General features: G+C 69.6%; 17 protein-coding genes. 5 read left to right on the top strand and 12 right to left on the bottom strand.

Annotated elements, in window-relative coordinates; translation table 11 throughout:
• Positions 1–175: 175 nt before the first annotated feature.
• Positions 176–781, top strand: a complete 606-nt coding sequence (locus tag LZ199_RS39645) for a hypothetical protein (RefSeq protein ID WP_163869907.1) — start codon at positions 176–178, stop codon at positions 779–781.
• Between the two features lie 24 nt (positions 782–805).
• On the opposite strand, the gene LZ199_RS39640 is transcribed toward LZ199_RS39645, so the two are convergent.
• Positions 806–1,246 carry a DUF2203 domain-containing protein gene (locus LZ199_RS39640; RefSeq protein WP_253999003.1) on the bottom strand — a complete coding sequence of 147 codons (441 nt, stop codon included), beginning with the start codon at positions 1,244–1,246 and terminating at the stop codon, positions 806–808.
• 64 nt (positions 1,247–1,310) lie between these two features.
• On the bottom strand, positions 1,311–2,225 hold the full coding sequence (locus LZ199_RS39635; protein WP_253999002.1) for a hypothetical protein: 915 nt from the start codon (positions 2,223–2,225) through the stop codon (positions 1,311–1,313).
• A gap of 862 nt (positions 2,226–3,087) precedes the next feature.
• Between LZ199_RS39635 and LZ199_RS46850 the strand changes: the two genes are divergently transcribed.
• Together LZ199_RS46850 and LZ199_RS39625 are read left to right on the top strand one after the other, a co-directional pair.
• A complete protein-coding gene (locus LZ199_RS46850) occupies positions 3,088–3,432 on the top strand; it encodes a DUF6310 domain-containing protein (protein WP_323390230.1) in 345 nt (114 codons plus the stop codon).
• Complete coding sequence (locus tag LZ199_RS39625) at positions 3,429–4,184, top strand: DUF5953 family protein (protein WP_253999001.1); 756 nt, start codon at positions 3,429–3,431, stop codon at positions 4,182–4,184. The genes LZ199_RS46850 and LZ199_RS39625 overlap by 4 nt, the downstream gene beginning before the upstream one ends.
• A gap of 48 nt (positions 4,185–4,232) precedes the next feature.
• On the opposite strand, the gene LZ199_RS39620 is transcribed toward LZ199_RS39625, so the two are convergent.
• The 8 genes from LZ199_RS39620 to LZ199_RS39585 all read right to left on the bottom strand — a co-directional run bounded on the left by LZ199_RS39620 (position 4,233) and on the right by LZ199_RS39585 (position 13,352).
• A complete protein-coding gene (locus tag LZ199_RS39620; protein WP_253999000.1) occupies positions 4,233–5,399 on the bottom strand; it encodes an alkaline phosphatase PhoX in 1,167 nt (388 codons plus the stop codon).
• Between the two features lie 99 nt (positions 5,400–5,498).
• Entirely contained in the window at positions 5,499–7,415 is a 1,917-nt protein-coding gene (locus tag LZ199_RS39615; protein ID WP_253998999.1) for a beta-propeller domain-containing protein, read from the bottom strand.
• A gap of 123 nt (positions 7,416–7,538) precedes the next feature.
• Positions 7,539–8,039: an endonuclease V gene (locus LZ199_RS39610; RefSeq protein ID WP_256569782.1), complete on the bottom strand. Its 501-nt coding sequence runs from the start codon at positions 8,037–8,039 to the stop codon at positions 7,539–7,541.
• A gap of 65 nt (positions 8,040–8,104) precedes the next feature.
• Entirely contained in the window at positions 8,105–9,391 is a 1,287-nt protein-coding gene (locus LZ199_RS39605) for a DUF1444 family protein (RefSeq protein WP_253998997.1), read from the bottom strand.
• A 15-nt stretch (positions 9,392–9,406) separates the two neighbouring features.
• A complete protein-coding gene (locus LZ199_RS39600; RefSeq protein ID WP_253998996.1) occupies positions 9,407–10,132 on the bottom strand; it encodes a c-type cytochrome in 726 nt (241 codons plus the stop codon).
• On the bottom strand, positions 10,129–11,370 hold the full coding sequence (locus tag LZ199_RS39595) for a YncE family protein (RefSeq protein ID WP_253998995.1): 1,242 nt from the start codon (positions 11,368–11,370) through the stop codon (positions 10,129–10,131). Before LZ199_RS39595 ends, LZ199_RS39600 begins: the two co-directional genes overlap by 4 nt.
• Entirely contained in the window at positions 11,367–11,993 is a 627-nt protein-coding gene (locus tag LZ199_RS39590) for a hypothetical protein (protein ID WP_253998994.1), read from the bottom strand. The genes LZ199_RS39595 and LZ199_RS39590 overlap by 4 nt, the downstream gene beginning before the upstream one ends.
• Positions 11,994–12,005: 12 nt before the next feature.
• Complete coding sequence (locus LZ199_RS39585) at positions 12,006–13,352, bottom strand: hypothetical protein (protein ID WP_253998993.1); 1,347 nt, start codon at positions 13,350–13,352, stop codon at positions 12,006–12,008.
• 237 nt (positions 13,353–13,589) lie between these two features.
• Here LZ199_RS39585 and LZ199_RS39580 point away from each other — a divergent pair, with 237 nt between their 5' ends.
• Positions 13,590–14,804: a cyclic nucleotide-binding domain-containing protein gene (locus LZ199_RS39580; RefSeq protein WP_253998992.1), complete on the top strand. Its 1,215-nt coding sequence runs from the start codon at positions 13,590–13,592 to the stop codon at positions 14,802–14,804.
• A gap of 27 nt (positions 14,805–14,831) precedes the next feature.
• Positions 14,832–16,010: a cyclic nucleotide-binding domain-containing protein gene (locus tag LZ199_RS46380; protein ID WP_256569781.1), complete on the top strand. Its 1,179-nt coding sequence runs from the start codon at positions 14,832–14,834 to the stop codon at positions 16,008–16,010.
• 100 nt (positions 16,011–16,110) lie between these two features.
• On the opposite strand, the gene LZ199_RS39570 is transcribed toward LZ199_RS46380, so the two are convergent.
• On the bottom strand, positions 16,111–17,304 hold the full coding sequence (locus LZ199_RS39570) for an OmpP1/FadL family transporter (RefSeq protein ID WP_253998991.1): 1,194 nt from the start codon (positions 17,302–17,304) through the stop codon (positions 16,111–16,113).
• A 27-nt stretch (positions 17,305–17,331) separates the two neighbouring features.
• Positions 17,332–20,214, bottom strand: a complete 2,883-nt coding sequence (locus LZ199_RS39565; RefSeq protein ID WP_253998990.1) for a hypothetical protein — start codon at positions 20,212–20,214, stop codon at positions 17,332–17,334.
• Between the last annotated feature and the right edge of the window lie 86 nt (positions 20,215–20,300).

Raw genomic sequence — 20,300 nt, 5'->3', positions numbered from 1 at the left:
GTCTATGGGATGTCGGGAAGTTGGGGACGATGGGAGTCGCTGGCGAGCGTGGGAAAGAGGCCGCTCGTGCCCATGGCCGGGCCCGGCGGGCAGGAGGGCAGGCGGGCCTTGGAGGTGGCGCCCGCGAAGTCCTCGCCCCGTCGACCCCTCGCGCGTGCCATGTTCCCGCCTGCCCATGAGCAAGCGAGACAAACCGCAGGACTCCGCGCTGGTTGAGGCCGCCCGCTCCCTCGACGAGGGACTGGAGCGCTTCGAGGCCCTGGCGCAACAACTCCAGGACGCCCCCCTCCAGGCGGAGAAGCACCTGGAGCGCGCCTCTTCCACCCTGAAGGCCCTGGCCGACATGGACGAGCAGCTCCGCGCCCGTGTCTCCGCGCTGGTAGGGGCCATCTCCCAGGTGCGTGACAGGCAGCAGGCCCAGGCCGAGGCCGTGCACGTGCGCGCGCAGGAGCTCCAGGCGCGCACCGAGATTTTCAAGGACCTGCTCGTGCGCTACGGCGCGCTGGGACAGAGCGCCGCCGAGCTGAACGTGCGGATGCAGGAGTTCGCCGCCCAGCGCCAGAGCGCGAAGACACCGGAGGAGCAGGCCGCGCTGGGCGTGACATTCCAGTCGCTCCAGGACCGGATGTCGGAGGTGGCCGACGAGGCGCAGTCGCTCTCCCAGGCGGCCGAGCAGAGCGAGTTCAACGATATCGCCCGGCAGGCGGACTCGCTGCGCCAGCAGTTGTTGTCCGCGCGCAACAAGCTGGCGCTGCTCCAGAAGAGCTTCACCGGAGGTTGAAGCGCGCGGTGGTGGCGTGCGACTTCAGCTGAGGTAGGTGGGGGCGAACTCTTCCGGACTGTCGATGGGACGTCGCCCCGAGAAGCCGTCGTACATCCCGTGCCAGTGCGAGACGGCGGCTTCTCCGATGCGCCAGCACAGATAGACGGGCTCGTCCCCGCGGTGGGCTCGGAAGTCGACGAGCCCCTGCGCGCCTTTGATTTCCAGGCCCATCTCGTGGAAGTGGTGCAGCTCCATGCGGACCTTCTCGAGCAGGGCGTCGCGCTCCTCGCGCAGCGACTCCTGGTTCGACAGGGCCTTGCCCTCGGGGGTACCGAGGGTCTCCACGAGTTGCTGCACGCGCTCCACCCAAGGGCGGATGTGCTCGAAGGTGCGGCTGAGCAGCGGCACCAGGCGGTTGGCTTCGTCCACGCTGAAGTAGCGCATGGCCGTGGAGCATGCAGTGCTCCGCTGTGTCGCCGCCATCGCTCGTTTCATGGAGCGGGGACAACCGCACGGAGTGCTCGCGCGTATGAAGCCGGGACGACGCTCAGCCGCGCAGCAGGGAGGTGTGGTTGTCCTGCAGCCAGCGTTGGGCGGTGTCTCGCAGCGGAAAGGTGTCTTCACGCTCCAGGAACGCGGGCGAGTGGCCCGGGGCGCAGCGCCCCTCGCCATCGAGGCCGGAGCCGCCCTCTTCGTGGAGGTCGGCGTGCAGCATGGAGTGGAAGACGAGGTAGTCCACGACGAAGGCGGGGACGTGGGGGCGGTCCAGCGCGGGGTGGATGCGAATCTCCCGCAGTCGCGCGTCGTAGCCGCCCAGGTGGATGGAGCGCCGCCGTCCCTTGGTGGGCCGCCGCGCCCAGCCGATGTCCACGCCCACGCGGCCGTCGAACCATTCCGCGTTGAGGCGCGACTGCACGGCGCGCAGGTCGAAGCAGCGGCCCCGGGTGCGCAGGGCCTTGCCGGGCCGGCGCTCGCGGCGCACGAGGCCCTGGTGCTCGTGAGCGTAGGCTTCGAGCAGGGTGCCGGCGCTCGCGTCGGACCGGACGGCATAGCGGGCGATGGCGCGCACGATGTCGTCAGGGGCTTCGAGGAAGAGGTGGTGCACGCGCAGCCGCAGGCCCTGGGCGACGCGGCGGAAGCTGACCAGGGTGGCGCGGTTGTCCGTGAGCCGCAGGTGGACGGGGGCGCCGAGCTCCACGGCCAGACGGCGGGCGAGGCTCGCGGCCTGGAGCAGCGCTTCTTCACGCTCGGGCAGACGGCGCTCGGAGGCGGGCTCGTCGTGCGCGGAGAGGCGCGGCTCGGTGGTCGTCGCGTCATCCTCGGCGAAGCGAGGCGCGGGAGCGTACTCGGCGAAGTGGGGCTCGGAAGCGGGTTCCGGCGCGCGCTCGGACTGGGACGTCGACGCGGGCCGTTCGGTCCGCACCGTGTCGAACAGCCCGAGCTGTGAGGGAGGAACGCCCATTGCCCCCGGAAGGTATGTCTTCGGAGGGGGCGGTTTCCAGGGGAACGCTCGCGAGCCCGGTCACCATTCGACAGGCGGGCGCCGAAAGCACGGGTGGAGCCGCCCCTATTCGGGCAAACGGCTGTGGACGCCACGCGCGCCAAACGCCACCTCGGAGCCGTGGTGCTGCCCGGCGGGTGGTGGCCGCGACCAAGGCCATCGTTACCAGTGCGCGGCGTGACATAACCTGGTCGGCGCTCTAGCTGAGAACCCCCACGGCCTTGACCCCGCAGCACCTTGCTTGCTTGAAAGGACGTGGCCATGTGTTCCCGAACTTCCTGCGCACTCGTGCTCCTGCTTCTGCTCTCGGCCTGTGCAACGGCAGAGTCGAGCCGCGGAGTGTTGGAGGCTCCGAATCCGCGATTCGCCAATCTTCAGCGGGCGGCGCAGTACCCCTGGACGGATGACGGACATTGTGTGGTGCGGGAGGCGTCCAACGAATGGCCTGTCCTGGCGGAGCGGTGCTTTCACGCTCTCGAACACGACAGGGTCCGGTTTCGCGATGTCACCGGAAGATGCGCTGTTGCCTATGCGGGTGCGGCTACCTTGGGCGTGGGGCTCTGCATCTTTTTAGCACCGGAGCTCGTTGTCGGTGCCGTGGTTGTTGTTGGCACGGTGATGGTTGCCGCCGCGATCCAAGAGGGGATTGATGCCTATCAACGGAACGCCTCCCGCGAGCGCGCGAAGCCCAAGATTCAAACGCAGCCGGCGAAGGAGCCGTTAGCGAACCAGGCGCCCATGGCAAAGGGGTCGAGCACCGGAGACATCTTCCCCCCCACTGCCAGAAACCAGGCCGCGCCGTCCGTCGTGCGAGCCCATCCCGGTGCGTCACGCGGGCGAAGATGTCCCGCATAACGAGTGCGCCGATAGGTTTCCGCCCAACCGTTACCCCGGCATGGACGTCTTCGTGGGCGGTGAGCGCTTCGATGCTCTGCAAGTCGGCGCGCGCGTGCTCTGGGAGATCAAGACCCATCGATTTGACACATATCCTGACTTCATCCGGAGGCGGGAAGTTGAGAGGGAATTGGAGCAAATACAAGGGGAGCGAACTGCCGCGGCGGCATGTGGATATGACTTCGTCATTGGGGTGAGCACCCAAGCGCACAAAGACGCGCTGATCGAAGCGGATTTCACACTGAATGTCGTCGTCACGGGGTGCAAGCGATGACCAAACGTAAGGCCCTCACCCTCATTGTCTACGCGCCTGCGCTCGCAGCCAATGATGGCCGCACGCTCGCTGTCGTCCATGGGATGGAAAAGGCGCTCTCCGGCCTGCGTCTGGAGTGGGAAGTAGGCAAAGGAGGGCGCCCCATCGCATTGCCGCGGCGCGATGCGTGGCTCATGGAAAGGACACAGGACGGAAGATTCCCTCTTCTGTGCAACGGGGACGAGCGTTACCCCGTGACGGTCAACGGGAGAGGAAGACCTGGACTCCTCAGCCCAGGCGGCCAGTCCCTGTCTGAAGTGCATGCAGAACTGCCACTGGACGAGCCCGTGAGCGCGGCAGCGGCTGCCTTGCTTGAGGGCGTGGCGGAGGGGGCGCGCTCGTTCTGGGGGCATGCGTCGCCGTATGGTTACGGCTCGGAAGTCGCGCAGCAGTTTCGCCGATCGCCTCATGGGCCCGAGTGTTCACCCCGTGGACTCGCCATGCTCAACCTGCCAGAAAAAATCCCCGCGCCTGAGATTCCCTGGTTCCTCGGGTGGCTGAACTATTGGTCTGCCGCTGCCGCACGGGCCATCGGGTTCCCGGACCCGGCCCGGGATGCGGAGCTGCTTTCACGGGCGCGGCGCACGGCATCGGGCGGATGGGTCGTGCAGCTCACGGATGCGCCACTCGACCTGGACAACCCCGCCCACCTGGACGCGCTCCTGTGGGCCTATGAGCGGTTCCCGGAGATTGGCGGACGTGCAGCGCCTTGACGTGTTGATGGTTTCGACGAAGCGCTGATGCCTGGTTGCGAACCGTCCCTAGCCGCGCCGGGTGCGGAAGGGGCCCTTCACTTCGTACGTGACGCCTCGCCTGTCGGAGCCGCGCTGGGAGCTGAAGTAGAGCCGCTTGCCATCCGGGCTGAACGCCGCGCCCGCCAGCTCCGAGCCCGCGTGCCCCATCACCTGGAGGAACGGCGTCACCTTCTTGTCCTGCGTCAGCAGGCACAGCTGCAGGTCATCCCCGTCCTCGCAGATGAACAGCTCACGTGCCTGCGACACGGTGACGTTGTCCACGCCGCGCAGGGGCGCGTTCGGATACGTGGCCGCGTCGTAGAGCACCTCCAGCCGGCCCGTCAGCGGCGTGAGCGCCCACACGCGGTTGTCGTGCTTCGTGGTGAAGTACACCACGCCGCCGTCGTACCAGCAGCCCTCGCCCCCGGGGAACGCGGTGGTCTCCCGCCCCGCCGCCTGCATCGCGGCCGGAGCCTGCGGCGACACCGGCACCCACTGCACCTTCACGCCCGTGCGAGGGTCCCCCGTCACCCGAGCCGCCTCCAGCGTGCCCTCCTCGAGCGAGGGCCACTTCGCCGAAGTGAAGCGATAGAAGCGGCCCGTGGGCGTGTCCTCCGTGAGGTACAGCCGCCGGCCCGTCGGGTCCACGGCCACCGCCTCGTGCGTGAACGCTCCCAGCGCGGGCCGCGCGACGCCCTGTCCCGGCCGCGACGGCTCACACTCCCAGACGAGCCCCCGCGGATGCTCCTCGCAGGACAGCCACGTCCCCCACGGCGTGGGGCCTCCCGCGCAGTTGACGTGCGTGCCGGAGAGGATGCGCCACGCGCCGGTGATGTTCCCCTTCGCGTCGAAGCGCACCGAGGACACGCCACCGTCCGGTGTCGTCTCGCTGTTGCACGCGTAAATCCAACCGCCGTCCGGCTGCGCGAAACAGGCGCCACCATCCGGGGCCATGTGCCACGCGTAATCCGTCCCCGGCACCACGTCACCGCTACGAGCGATGACGCGGGACGTGAAGCCTCGCGGCAGCCGGAGCCCCTGCGCATCCGGACTGTCCGCCAGCGGTCCGTAGGGCCCGGCGACCGAGCCCGGCGTGGCCGGCGCGGCGTACACGTTGCGCCAGAAGCCGAGGCTCCCCAGGGCCAGCGTGCTGCCCCCCAGGGCGGAGAATCGCAGGAAGTGACGGCGGTGCATGACCCGCTTTGTCTCGCAGGTCCCGCTCCAGGGGAAGTGCTTCGGAGTCGCGAGTCGATGGACTCCGCCCCGGCCTCCCTCCACGCCGAGCAGCCGGGCTCAGCGGCCCGACCGCAGGTAGCTCACGCGGAAGGACTCCTCCACGGCGCCCCCGGTGACATGGGCCTCCACCAGCTCGTAGCCCATCAACGCGAAGACGCGCTCCCGGTAGAAGATGGGGCGAGCGTTGCCGTACCAGTCCGTGCACGACTTGCTGCACGCGTCGTCACCCGTCTCCACCGAAGCGCCCAGCGAGCCCAGCGTCGTCAGCTCCAGCTCCGGGCCCACCCGCACGAAGGACACCTCCGCGGAGCCGTAGCGCAACTGGCTCCACGTCCCACCCTGGTACCGCAGCGGGAGCCCCATCACCCCGCCCCCCGTGCCGTCCGGCTTGAAGAAGAACCCATGGCTGCGCGACTCGCCCTGCGTCGCGCCCTCGCGCAGCAGCGTGCCCTTCAGCTCCGGGCCTCCCTCTCCGAGCGCCACCGAGGTGAGCCGAAGACCCGCCCTGTTCTCGCCCACCACCAGCGCGCCGCCCGTGCCCAGTGGCTCCAGGCGCGTCACCGTGTGGCCCAGGGACAAGCGGTGGACATCCAGGGGCGCGCGCACGTCCGTCACCCAGACGGCGCGCTCGCCGCGAGTGGTGCTGTCGTCGAACGCCTCGCCCGAGCCCCACAGCACATGGTGGCCCACGAAGCGGTTCTGGAGCGTGCCCTCGAGGGGGCCAGGGAGCGTGGTGAAGTCCTCGGCGCGAAGGCCCGTCAGCTCGGGGGAGAAGGCGTCCAGTGGCGCGCGCAGCAGCGCGACGCGACCGTCGCTTCGGGCGAACTCGGGGCCCCACATCGAGTCGCCCTGGCCCGGCGCCACGAGCAGCGCATCCAGATGTCCATCCTCGTTCTGCCGGAAGGAGAACGGGTCCACCGGGCCACCGCGCGCGCGCAGGGCTCCGGGCTCGCCGCCGTCCAATGGCAGCCGGTACACCACGGAGTCACGCGGCGTCTTCGAGTCGGTCCGCTCGCCCTCCACCGTCCAAGACTCGTAGTCGGGGTTGACCCAGAGATACACCGCGTCGCGCGACACGTAGAAGGTCCGCGTGCGCGGCGCCATCAACGCGGTCGCGGCGCAGGTGAACTCCGGGGCATCCAAATCACAGCGCACCAACGTGTGGAGCACGGGCCACAGCGTCGTCTGCACGGGCTTGAAGACCTCGGTCCGTGAGAGGATGGGCCGCCAGGGCGTCGTCTCGTTGTAGCTCAGCCAGCGCTCCGTGGACGGCATCGTCGTCTTTCCGGCCCACACCTGCACCGAGCTCGGCAGGTAGAGGATGAGGTCGCCGCCCACCAGCCGGCTCGCGTAGTTGCGGCTGGAGTAGTAGTCGCCGGAGCCCATGAAGTACGTGCCCTCGTGGGTGATGACCCCCGCGTCATCCATGCGGAACAGCCCCAGCTCCGTGGCCCGCATGGTGTCGTTGTAGCCCACGACCACGATGCGACGGCCATACACGAGCATCTCGTCGTACCAGGAGGCGACGGTGAAGCCCGGTGCATAGGAGTCCACCTGCCCCACCGGCTCCATGGCGCCCTCCGTCTGTCGCACGGTGAAGAGCCGGCCCCGGCGCAGCACCACGAACCAGTCACCCACGGCCTTGATGATGTCGCCCTCGTCGACGCCGGCCTCCTGGTTGTGGGTGATGGAGGGCTCCTCCTCGGGCGCCGGCGCGGGGGCGTCCAAGCCGCTGTCACCACCACACCCGACGACGGGGCCGCCGCCCGTCGACAGGCTGTTTTGAATGTCCTCGACCAGCGCCATGTGGTTGTCGAAGGCCTGGTCCGATTCGAAGCGCTCCAGCCGCGTGAAGGTGATGGCGGCGACCTCCTCGCGAGTCATCGGTCGGCGCTTCGCGGGGCACGCCGAGACGACGAGGGCGAGCAAGAGACCCGTGAGGAGGTGGCGCGGCTGGAGGCGGGGGAGGCGCATGGGGTGCACCCTGAGAGCAAGGCCCATACCAGGGGTGTGGGCCCCGGCTCCCGAGGGAAGGCGGCCGCACGCGAGCCGGGACACCCGCGCGAGCGCGACGCGCGTGTCAGAGGTGGGGGAGGCTCACGACTCGCGGCACAGCCGGTCCACGCGGCCCAGCAGGGTGGGCAGGCGGGAGGGGCCGTGCATGCGCTGGACGTGCTCGGCGGCGGTGGTGGTGGCGAGGCCCACGGCGCTGACGAAGAGGGGACGCTGGCTCTGGCCACGCAGCACGGGGAGGGCGACGTCGCTGGAGTGGAAGGACGTCTTCGCCACGCCGATGACGGGCACCGCGCGCCCGAGCGCCTCGTACAGGTGCGCGCCCAGGCCGGGCTTGTCCTGGCCCAGCCACACGTAGCCGTCGACGACGATGGCCTCCAGCGGCTCGGGCACCAGGGCGAGCACGCGCAGCAGGTGCGGCAGCTCGCGGCGGTAGAACTGGCCGGGCTCATAGGCCGCCGCGGGAGGTCCCCGGTCCACGTGGTGCGCGGTCTCCGAGGCCTCGGCCCAATCGCGAAACAGGACGCACGCGGCCACGGTGACGTCATCGCGGTAGTCCACGTCCACGCAGGCGAGCATCGTCATCTCCTCGGGAGAACGGCCCCCGGCTGACGCGGAGGCGTTTGGTCGGCTGACGTCGCGCAAGGGCCTCAGTCGCCCGTGTACGCCGCCAGGTCCACCTGCGCGGCGCGCAGCTCGTTGAGCACCGCGTTCGAAGGCCACGCGATGGTGCGGTAGCGCGGCGGCCACTGCTCCGGCATGAGCACGAGGTATCTGGAGGCGATCCGCTTCACGTCGGGGAAGGTCACCATGAAGAAGTCCTCTTCGCCCGCCTGGATGGCCACGACTTCCGTCTCCGGCAGCATCGTGTCCACGTCCTTGCTCCAGCTAGACCAACTGATGGGCCGATCGTCCTGCTCGCGGACCAGGACGCCGAAGCTGGCGACGAACATGTCCACGTCTTCCGCGGCGTGCTGGGCCTCCAGCAACTGCTTCTGGGTGGCGTACTCGCCCATCGCGAGGCGCAGGTGGCCTCGGCGCACCAACTGCGCGAGCTTGTTGTTGCCGGCGATCCGGTAGGGCACCACGCGCCCGGCGTCGTCCACGGTGTAGAGCGCGGGAGAGATGTCGCGAGTGCTGGCTTCGTGCTCGCGCTCGGCGAGCGTGCACAGTCGCTTGAGCAGGGCCGGGTCCCCGTCACCTGCGATGACGAGCGTGGAGCGCGTGGGGATGATGGCGATGGGGCGGCCATTCACGCGGTGGGTGAAGGACGCGAGGAAGCCCGGGTGCAGCAGGCGAGAGGCCTCATAGGTGTCGTTGGAGTCCACGGACCACAGGGGGCTCGGCGTCTCTTCTTGGAGCTCCACGCCGGACGCGTGGATGCGGTCCAGGTTGGCGAAGGCCGACTTGAAGGCCTTCGCCTCGGAGACGCCCCACTCCTTCAGGTGGTCGTGCTGCACGTACATGGTGGCGTCGGGCAGGTCCAACACCAGCAGCTCGCGCAGGAAGGGGATGGTGCGGCGCCACACCATGGGGCGTGGGCGGGACTCTCCCGGTGGCGCCATCAGGCCGAACGTCGCCGAGCGCACCACGGGCAGGAGCCTCTTCCGCGCCTCCTTCCACGAGAGCTTGTCCCTGGTCTCCCCGGCGAAGGCCGCCAGGAAGCGGCCGATTTGCTGGGCGCGCTGGTCGGGAGACACCTCGCGCGTCTCCGCGAAGAGGTTGTCCAGGTACATCTGGACGACCTCCCCGTTTTTCAAGAACCGCAGTCCGTAGTCATCCGGTAGCCGCGTGATTTCCGTCACCGTGGGGACGGTCTTCAGAGCAGCCTCCATCTCTCGCTGCAGGTACTCGCGAGGGCTGTCTGACTCAAGCGGGCTCGCGGATGACTCCGAGCCCGCCTTCTCCAGACCGAGAAGCTTCTTCCAGAAACCCATATGCGGGCTTCCTTACTACAGCCCCAGGTACGTGAGCAGCGCTCCCATGTCCGCGTTTGAGAGGGATTCCAGGCTGTACGCGGGCATGTTGCCGCCGATGTGGAAGAACTGGCCGTGTCTCACCTTCTCGATGACGACGAGCGAGTGGGGAATCCCTGGAAACAACTCATCGTAGTCCTGAGTCACCTCCGGGAGGATGGAGGCCATCTCCGTCAGCCGTCCCTCACCGGTGTGAAGCGCGCCGTGGCACTCCTGACACGCGGCTTGATACACCACCTGTCCTCGCTCCATGCTTCCGCGAGGCACTTCCTGGATGTCCTTCACCACCGTGTACGGCAGCGCTGGGGCCGTGGCATCCGGGCTGATGCTCACCAGGTACTCATACAGCGCGCGACTCTGGGGCGAGTCCTCCGGCAGCTTCTGCACGCCGCGCATGAAGCTGACGTAGCAGAAGTTCACCGCGTCCAGCAGGTTCGTCTCGTAGCCTCCCCACCAGCTGGGACGCGAGGCCACGTTGTGGAGCGTGTAGCCGGAGTCCATCCGCCCGTTGAGCGGCGTGGGGGTCGTCGCGTGGCACGTCGCGCAGGAGAAGTCGTTGAACTGGCTCTCCGAGAAGCGCGCGTCACGAAACAGCAGCTCGCCATACTCCGCCGCGCTCACCGGCTTCGCGTCGTCACCACAGGCCGACGCGACGGTGACGAGCGCCACGAAGGGCAGCACCTTCCAGGCAGCGTGGCTCATGGCTGCCCCCGGAGGATGCTCACCGAGTCGGGGAAGATGCCGACCCGCACCGTGTTCACCACCGTGCCCTGGGCGACGTTCACCGAGTGCAGCGTTCCGGGTCGCACGTGGTCTCCCTCGCAGACCACGAGCACGTGGCTCTCGTCCGGAGTCAGCCTGGCCTGGTGCGCGTTGAGACAGCCTGAAGGCGCCAGGTCCACCTCGCGCCGGATGAAGCCCGTGGCCGCGTCGATGATGGCCAGCGCCTCCACGCCTTGATACGGCATGTACAACGTCGTCCCGTCCGCGCCGATATCACCGAACATCGGTGAGCCCGCGAGGCGAATCCTCCGCACCGCGTTCATGGTGTGCGTGCGCGCCTCCAGCACCTGCACCTCGCGGCTCGCCATCGAGCTGACGAAGACATCCCCCGTGGTGGGCGACATCGTCAGCGCGTAGGGCTGGTGCCGGGGCGCCGTGGCGGTGCCGGGGTTGGCGGCCACCTTCACCAGCGCCGCCTCCGTGCCAGGCGCCGAGAGGTCGACGATGGCCACCTCGTCGGACCAGCAGGCGATGTAGGCCGTGCGCTCGTCCGGAGACAGCCGGATGGCGTGCGGCGCGGGGCACACTTCCACCATGGCTTTGCGAGTCATCGTCTTCGCGTCGATGATGGCCAGCCGCGCGAACATCTCCCGTTCGGTGCCGCCGCGACGCGCCACCTCCGCGATTTTCAGCGTGTCGAAGTGCGTCTGGTACAGCGTGTTCCCGTCCTTGCTGACGATGACGTCGCCAGGGTTCGGGTCCACGCGCACCGAGCCCACCAGCCGGTTGTCGCGCGCATCCAGCTTCAGGCAGTAGCCATCATCGGCGCCGCTGCCGTGCGCGCCATGGGGCCCCGAGCCGCCGCCCGGCACGTAGTTGGAGATGCCGACGTAGTAGTGGCTCCCGTCCGGTGACACAGCGGTGTGGTGCGGCCCTTCCAGCTCCACCGGGTTGAGCCCCACCGGAACGCGCGCCAGCTCTCGCCAGTTCGCGCTCGTCGCGCCCTCCAGCTCCAGCAGGCTCAGCGTGTCGTCCAGGCTGTTGGTGATGAGGACGCGACCACCGGGCCCGGGAGGCGGCACGCTCGAGCCCACGCTCCACGGCTCCGGGTGCGCGTACTCCAGGTCCGCGGGTGGCTTCACACCGTCGAAGGGATTCGAGTCGTCACTGCAACCCGCGAAGACGAGCCCCAGCGCACAAACCCACGCGTGTCTCATGGTGCCCCCTGGATGCGGATGGTGACGGGCTGGGCCAGGGTGTAGGGCCCTTCGGTGATGCGGTTCTGGAGCAGGTACGCGCTCACCACCTGGACGGAGAGGTCCTGTCCGGCGCTCGCCTTGAGGGTGTCCCACGTCGCGGCGTCGAGCTGCCATTCCAGGTTCGAGGTGAGCATCTCCACCGGGCACTCGCGACCGGGCACCGTCACCTGCACCCAGTGGATGTCGCCGGTGAAGGGCGGCAGGTGCGCATGGGCCGTGGGCAGCACCCACTCACCCACGCGCGCGAGCATGGAGCGGGCCGTGTCGAAGGGGCTCACCGGCACGGGGCGCGGCAGCGCGCTCGCCAGGGTCGAGGCCCATGTCCACTTCGGCGGCGCGTCGTTGACGGAGTACGTGGTGCCCTGCGAGGGCAGCGCCAGCTGCGCGGCCTCCGTGCTGTCCGCGGGCCTGCCCTTCGCGTCGACGAGCGCGCGCCAGGCCTCGTCGGTGGCGTCACCGCCGTAGAGGGGCTCGCCGCACTTCGACTCCGGCTCCTTGTCGTCGCCACAGGCCGTGGTCGTCAGGGAGAGCAGGGCGACCAGTGAGGCGGTCCAGAGCGTCTTTCGCGAGAGGGGCTTCATGGGGCGACCTGTTCAGTTCTGGCGCCGCCGACCACGGCGCAGCAGGGTGAGGGTGGAGAGCAACAGCAGGACGGGCACCATGTTCCCACCCATGGCCCCACATCCGCCCGAGCCCTTGGGGGTAGGCAATGGTTGGGGAGTGGTGCCTGCGTCCTCGGCGGTACCGGCATCCTCGGGCGTCCCCGCGTCGGGAGTGCCCGCGTCCACGGGCGGCTCCTCGACGGGGCCGGCCGGGTAGAGCGGCGCGCCCAACTGCTCCGCGAGCTGCGGCCACTGGCCGGGGCAGAGCTCTCGCACGGGCGTGCCCCGGGGGCAGTGGTGCGCGCCCTGGATTTCGTAGAGGCCGAACAGGGGTTGCCAGGTGCTGCCCTCGTCGGTGCTGCGCGCCAGCGCCCAGTCATGCAGCCAGGTGGAGCCGCAGCCGTAGAGCGTCTGCCCGTCGCGCAGCACGCACGCGTTGCCCGTGGGCAGCGACAGCATCTCCAGCGGTCCGGTGGAGGGGCCCCGGAAGAAGTGGTTGAGCGTCCCCACCCACGCCTTCTTCCCGTCCGCGGACAGCTCCATGTTGATGAAGACGTCGTTGATGGTGGAGACGATGTTCAGCGTCTGGCCCGCGTCGTCGCTGCGCAGCAGGTACGTGGCGCCCTGGGAGGACACGCGCGCCCACACCACGTCCGCCGACACCGGGTCCGCCGTCTCCACGAGCAGGTCATACGGCAGCAGCAGCTCCGACAGCGGGTGCGCCACCTCGGTCCACGTCTCGCCCGCGTCGTCGCTGCGCAGCAGGAGCAGCCGGCTCTCTTCCCTGCCGCTCACGTAGAGGCGCTGGGGATTCGCCGGGGACACGCGCACCGCGTTGAGCACCAGGCCCTGGCGCAGGAGCGGCGAGGGGGCCCACGTCTCTCCGCCGTCCAGGGAGCGATAGACGCCATTGGGTTTGCCGTGCCGGGAGGTGACGACGTAGAGGATGCGGTCGTCGGTGGGGTGCGCGGCCAGCCCCGACACCCAGGTGTCCTTGAAGTAGGGGTGGGTGTTCCAGGAGCAGCCGCCGTCAGGCGAGCGCAGCAGCGCGCTGCCGGTGGCCGCGACAAGGTCTCCCGCCTCACGCCACAGGTAGGCGTTGGGGTTCCAGCCGCCGTAGCCCATGGCCGTCGGGCATATCCACCGGAACGTCTTCCCGCTGTCGCGCGAAATCACCGCGCCGAACGTCGCGCCCAGGAAGTAATCCTCAGGGTGGCCCCGGCGCAGGGTGACGTTGGAGGTCTCCGGCAGGCCCGCGTGCGCTCGCGCCGTCCCTCCGACACCCAAGGCCCACAGGGTGACGACCAGGCTCCAGCGGCGCATGTGGCGAGTCGTCATGATTCGGGCTCCAGGGGGAGGTGGGGGGCCGGCCCATCCCGGACGATAACGCCTGGACCGCCGACATATAGCGGCGAGCGTGGAAGCACGGGTGCGTCGCTTCGCCACATCGCGTGCGTGGAGGGTCATGCACCCATCACTTCCGTGTCGGCGGGAGACGGCGCGCGCGGGGGGCTCGCCTCCTGGCGGCCGGTCTGCTACGGACGTGGGAGACATTGCCGCAGGGGGGAGCACGACATGGCGGGGGCCGCGAAGGTGTCCGACCTCATTCTGGACGAGGGCGCCAAGGGGTGGGGTGTGTCCGTGGGAGCTCCCGGCCGCGCGGTGTGGGAGGCACTGATGCAGGGTGCGGTGGACGTGGCGGTGCGGTCCTACGAGGACCTGTCGCCGGTGCAACGCGAGCGGGTGCTGGAAGAGTCCGGCAATGTGCCCGCGCAGGCGCGCTCGGCGCTGGTGGACGTGCTGCGGCGCGCGCGGGACTTCGCGGGCGCGGCCCGGCTCCTGGAAGCGCAGGGCGCGGACTCGGAAGCCGCGGCGCTGCATGAGCAGGCAGGCGCGCCGATGCTGGCGGCCGAGGCGTGGCTGCGCGCCGGAGAGCGGGCCCGCGCGGCGGCGGCCTTCGAGAGCGCGGGCGCGCTGGAGCGGGCCCTGGAGCTGTACCGCGCGCTGGATGCGCGTGAGTCCATGGCCCAGTGCCTCACGCGTTCGCAGCGCCCGCTGGAGGCCGCGGAGCTGTACCACGCGCTGGGCTACGCGCACGCGGAGCTGGAGGCGCTGCGCGGCGTGCCGCCCGAGCACCCCCGGCGGCGCGAGGTGGTGCTGCGCATGTGCGCGCTGCTCGACGAGCAGGGAGAGTCCTGGCGCGCGCTGGTGCTGCTGGCGGATGCGCGGCAGGAGTCGGCGGCGGCGCGCGAGGACGAGGTGCTCCAGGCCGAGCACCTGCGCCTGTTGCGCCACCTGGGCCTGGGTGACGGCGCGTCCGTGTCCCAGGAGCCCGCGCCCATGGCGGAGCGGCCGAGCGCCGTGCCGGACGGGTACGAGTACCTCAAGGCCATCCCCATCTTCGGCGAGCTGGCGCTGGAGGATTTGAAGGACTTGTTCCGCATGGCACAGCAGGTGGCCATCCCCGAGGACACCACCGTGCTGGAGAAGGGCGCGCGGGGCACGGGCCTGCTGGTGCTGCTGGAGGGCACGGTGGACGTGTCCACGGGCCCGGGCCTGGACGCGCGCCGGCTCAACACGCTGGGGCCCGGCGCCTGGCTGGGTGAAATCTCCCTCATCCTGGATGGACCCACGTCCGCGCACGTGCGCTCACGCTCGGCCGTCCGCGCGCTGAGGGTGACGCGCGCGGATTTCCAGCACTACCTGGCCACGCACGAGGCCGCGGCCCTGCGCATCTACAGGCTGTTCACCCACAACCTCGCGGAGCGGGTGCGCGCGTTGAGCGCGTAGGACCCCAGGTGGCGGTAGGATGGCGGCATGGCGGACATGCACGTCGTGGGGAAGGAGCGGGCGGTGGCGCTCGCGAGCCAGGGGAAATTGGAGGAGGCGCTGGCCGAGTACCAGGGCCTCTCCAGGTCCACCCCGGACGACGCGGACGTGCACCAGCGGGTGGCGGAGCTGCTGGAGTGGCTGGGCAGGAAGGCCGACGCCGCGGCGGCCCACGAGACGGCGGCGCTGGCGTGGGCGAAGGTGGACGAGCCCCTGCGCGCGGTGGCCGCGTGTGTCGCCCTGGCCCGGTTGGGCGCCACCGACGCCATGAAGCTGCGCTGCGCACGGGTGCTGGCCGAGCGCTTCGCCCTGTGTCCGGGCGTCGTCGCGGAGCGCCCCGTGCCGCTGTTCTCCCGGTTGAGCCGCGAGGACTTCGTGGCGCTGGTGGGGGTGCTGGAGGTGCGTGCCTTCTTCCCGGGACAGGCGGTGGTGGAGGAGGGCGCGGCGGGCGCGTCCATGTTCGCGCTGGTGGAGGGCCGCGCGGAGGTGGTGCGCGCGCTGGAGGACGGCTCACGCGGCGTGGTGGGCACCGTGGTGCCCGGAGACTTCTTCGGCGAGCTGGCGCTGGTGTCGGAAGGGCCCAGGCTGGCCAGCGTGGTGGCCAGCGAGCGCGCCGTGCTGCTGGAGCTGACGCGCGCGAGCCTGACGGCGGTGGCGGTGCGTCACCCCGGCGTGGGCGAGGTGCTGGAGGACTTCTACCGGCGCCGGCTGGTGGACAACCTGCTCCGCAGCAATCCGCTGCTCAGTCGGCTGTCTGCGGAGCAGAAGGCGGCGCTCTCCCTCGACTTCCGGCTGCGCGCCGTGGCGCCCGACGAGGTGCTGCTGGCTCAAGGGCAGCCGGGGGATGCCTTCTACGTGTTGCTGCGAGGCAAATGCACGCCGTGGCTGGAGCAGCCGGGTGGCAGACGCATGCCGCTGGCGGAGCTGCGCGAGGGGGACGTCTTCGGCGAAATCTCCCTGCTGTTGGACAAGCCGGTGTCCGCCACGGTGCGCGCCGACGTGAAGGGCGTGGTGCTGCAGCTGCCGCGCGCCGCCTTCGAGAAGCACCTGCTCAGCCAGCCCGGCACGAAGGGCCTGCTCATGCGCATGGGCACGGAGCGGCTGCAGAACTCCGCGCGCGTGCTGGCCTCCGGCCGCGTGCTGCATGACGGAGACTTGCGCGTCTGAGCCGTCCTGCCTGAAACGACGACGCCCGGGCCCCCTTGAGGGAGACCCGGGCGAAGAGGACGTCCGACCCGCATGAATGCGGGCCGGTCGTTTCAGCGGATTACATCGAGTAGCCGAGCGTCAGGCCGAACACGTGCGCGGAGCCGTTGTACGTGCCGGAGATGCCCGGCGCGGAGCTCTCGTTGTCGGCCAGGCTGACGAACTGGTAGCCGAAGTCAGCGCGCACCGAGCTCCAGCGGTAGCCCGCGCCCACGGAGACGCCGAAGCGGTCCGCGTCCGGGAGGTCCGGGGTCAGCGTGCCACCAGGACCCGGAGCCGGGTCCAGGATGAGGCCGGCGCGGACCTGGAGGGCAGACGTCACGCCGTACTCGGCGCCCAGGTGGTAGTTCCACTTCGCGCGCCAGCGCTTGGGCAGCGGGTTGTTGATGGCCGGGTTCTCCGGGAACTCGATGGCGAGCTCCTGGAACGAGGACCAGTCCACCCAGTTGGCGTCGAAGGCGATCTTCAGGTTGTCCAGCGGGGTGACGGCGATACCCCACGCCACCGTCGCGGGCAGCGTGACGTCGCCTTCCACCGGGCCGTCCGGCAGCCGCGTCTGGAACTCCACGGGCACGTTCTGGAAGTCCGCGTTGCCCTTGAAGGTCAGGTCCGCGGAGCTGCGGTAGTGCAGGCCCATGGTGACGTACTTGGGCAGCAGCACCGCCTGCACGCCAATGTTGTAGCCCACGCCCCACGACGCGCCGCCCAGGTGCACCTGGCCTTCGCTTTCGACGAAGCCCAGCGCGCGCTTGAGCTCCAGCGTGCCGCGGTAGATGTTCAGACCCGCGCCGACGCGGAACCGCTCGTGGAGCTGGTACGCGGCGGTGGGGTTGATGTTGTAGACGGCCATGGACGACTCCTGGGCCTTGAAGCGGCCCACGAAGTCATCCACCCAGCGGCTGTTCGCGCCGAACGGCGTGTACACGCCCACGCCCACCGCGAAGCGGTCGAAGGGCTTGTACACGGCGAACAGGTGCGGAGGAGGCGACAGCGTCGTCTTCTGGCCCTGCTCGGTGCCGTTCACCGGAGTGAACTTGATGCCGGGGAGGATGCCGGTGTCGCCAATCTGCACGTCCAGCTTGTTCACGCCCAGGATGTTCGCGGCGTTGGAGTAGATGGCCGACGAGTCGTCCAGCCACGCGGCCGCCGCGTTGCCCATGCCCGTGGAGCGGGCGCTCTGGGTGTTGATTTGGAAGCCGGCGGCCTGGGAGGAACCCGCGGCCAGCAGCGCTACGAGGGACAGTGTCTTCTTCATGTGAGTCATTCCCCTGAGTCCTGTCCGTTACGGAGTGGCCGCGTCGCCCGTGTTGAGGAAGTTGACGACCTGGGCCTGGGCCGTGTCGCGCACGGACTTCAGGAACGGGTTGCCCGGGTCGGACGGGTCGGCGATGAGCAGGAACACGTGCCGCGTCGACGTGGGCAGCAGGTCGACCTCGGCCATGTAGCTCTGCACCGTGCGGGTGCTGTCGCGGTTGGCCGCGTCGATGAGCCCCTGCGTCACGGGGTTCGGAATCACCTCGTCACCCTTGATGTACTGGATGAACGCCTCGCGCTCGGCGGGAGCACCCTCCAGGTTCTCCAGCTTCCAGGCGTAGTTGCGAGGAGCGGCCGGGTCCAGGATGGTGCGAGCCAGGACGAGGAACTCGTCGAACGCCGGGGTGCCGGGGACGCGGCCCACGGAGCCCAGGAAGTTCAGGAAGCCCTCGCGGCGGGCGATGAACGTCGGGTTGGCGGACGTCAGGAGCACGTCGACCAAATCACCGCCCGGGACGTTGAGGACGGTGCGGCGCACGCGCGTGTTGACGGACGCGGACAGGGCGCCCTGGAAACCACCGAGGCTCTGGCCCACGTAGTCCACCGTGGCCGCGTTGAGCGTGGCGCCGGCGACGACGTTGTTGAGCTGCGTGCGCAGGCCGTCGCTGGCCAGCACGCGGGTGAACTGCGAGAAGTCCACCACGTGGTGGCGGAAGTTGTCGCGCGTGGCGAACAGGTTGGTGAGGTTGAGGAAGTTCCAGCTGGAGACGACCGGCGGGGAGTTCGCGTTGGCGCGCAGGAAGTCGCCGCCCTCGCACTTGGCCGTCGTCACGCTGCACACGCCCTGGCCCGCCTGCTGGCACGCCAGGTCGCCACCCGCCCCAGGATTGCAGGCGTTGGCCGTCGCCGGAGCGACACAGCGGCCGTAGGTGGGGCTGTTGACCGTCACGTCACAGGTGGAGCCGGCGGCGCACGCCTGGTCCGGGGTGGTGATGCCACCCAGGCCCGACGCGGCGGTGATGCCCGCGCAGCTGGTGCGCTCGCCGTGGAGCACGGTGTCCATGGCGGCCACCGCGTAGCCGGCCTCGTTGAGCCGGTTGACGATGGGGAGCACGGAGGTGCGGTTGCTGCCCAGGCCGTGGCCGAAGACGACGACCTTGTAGCCGCCGGCCGGAGGCGCCGAGGCGGGCACGAACAGCCAGAACGGGACGTGGTCCAGGCGGGTGGGACGCGCGGGGTTGAGCGCGCCGTTGGTGTCATCCAGGAGGTTGGGCGACAGGAACGCGCCGACGAGGGCCTTGCCCACGTGCGTGTGCTCCAGGCCATTGGCCGTCATGGCGCCGGTGAGCTGCGGCGTCTGGTCCACCAGGTACAGCGGCGTGGTGGGCACCGGGGTGGGCGCCTGGTTCAGCGCGGCCAGCACGGTGTGGGTGCTCTGCGTGGTGAAGACCCACGCCAGCAGCACGTCCTTGCGCGCGATTTTCTGCGCCGCGAGCGAGTCGAACAGGGGCTTCATGCCCGCGCGGATGGGCTCCAGCGCGGCGGCGTTGGCGTCCGGGACAGCGGCGACCTGGCTCTTGCCGTCGACGGCCAGCGGCGCGGCCAGACGAATCAGGGCCTGGGCACCGGTGGGGGCCACGAAGTTGCCCTTCTCATCCTTGGCGCCGCGCAGCAGCACCACCGCGTACTGGCTGGCGGGGTCGAGCGGAACCTCGGGGATGATCTGCAGCTGCTGGGGCGCGGGGTCCGCCGGGGTGCCGTCGCGCTTGATGCTGGAGGCGCAGTTGAGGCACACCTTGACCTTGGGCGTGGTGCCGCCCGGGGTCAGCTTGACGAACAGCAGCTCGCGGCCCAGCCGGACGGTGTTCATGTCCAGCTTCGCGTCATTGTCGATGACGCCGCGGGTGGCGCTGTTCTCGGAGATGATGGGCGCCGTCGTGGACCAGCCATCCAGGGTGTTCAGGCCCTTGATGAGGTCCACCACCGTGCCGGTGCCGGGGGGCACGGGCAGGTTCAGGCGCGCGGGCGTCGTGCCCGTCGCGGCCACGCGCAGCAGGTCATTGGGGAAGGGGATGGTGCTGGTGGCCGGGTCGAACGTCGCCTCCGGCTGGCCCATGATGGTGAAGGTCCACGCCAGGACGATGTCGTCGCGGTTGATGGAGAACTTCGCCGACGCCAGGTCGAGGACGTCCTTGTAGCCCAGGCGCAGCTGCTCCAGACGCCTGGCGCTGTTGAGCTGGTCGGCCAGACGCTCGGCCGGGTCCGACTTCACGGAAGGCAGCAGCTCCGTGTTGAGGCGGCAGTCAGGCGACGCCAGGTCCTGGCCAGGACAGGTGACGAGCGGCTGACGGGAGCTGGCGAAGGACCACGTGGCGGAGCCGATGACCGGCTTGCCCGCCGTCGTCTTCACGCCGTTTTCGCCACCGACGATGACCACCGCGTAGCGGCCGCCCTTGGGCCAGCCCTGCGGCTGCGGCGGGATGACGGTGATTTGATTGGTGCCCTCGCGATAGCCGATGGTCGGCGTCACGGGCTTCGCCAGCGGAGTGCCTTCGTACAGGTCGATGAACTTGACCGTGTTCGCGTTGACCGTCTCCGCGTTCAGGCCCTTCACCAGCGTCGTCGCGATGGCGGACGTCGGGAAGCCGTTGAGCGTATTGAGATAGTCCCGAGTGAACTCCTGCTCGGCGGCAGGCGAATTCGGGTTGATGGGCGCCGCGACGATGTTCGAGCCATCCGGCAACTTGGCGATGGCCAAATCATTCGGAGACGGCACGACAGCCGGGGACGCCGAGGGGTCGAACTCAGCCACGACGACGTCCGAAGCATCCGGCGGGTCGTGCTGCGCGATGTCTGGATCACACGCTACCGTGCCCAGGGCCAGAGCCCCGAGGAACAACGCCTTTTTCATGGGTACAACCCCTCCGAGTCCAAGTTTGGACTTCAGGACTAGGTGACAGTCGCGTGGCGTACCACGTCCGTGGGTTGGCCGGAAGC

The organism is Myxococcus qinghaiensis (assembly GCF_024198215.1).
Taxonomy (GTDB): domain Bacteria; phylum Myxococcota; class Myxococcia; order Myxococcales; family Myxococcaceae; genus Myxococcus; species Myxococcus qinghaiensis.
This window is presented reverse-complemented; position numbering and strand designations above follow the sequence as displayed.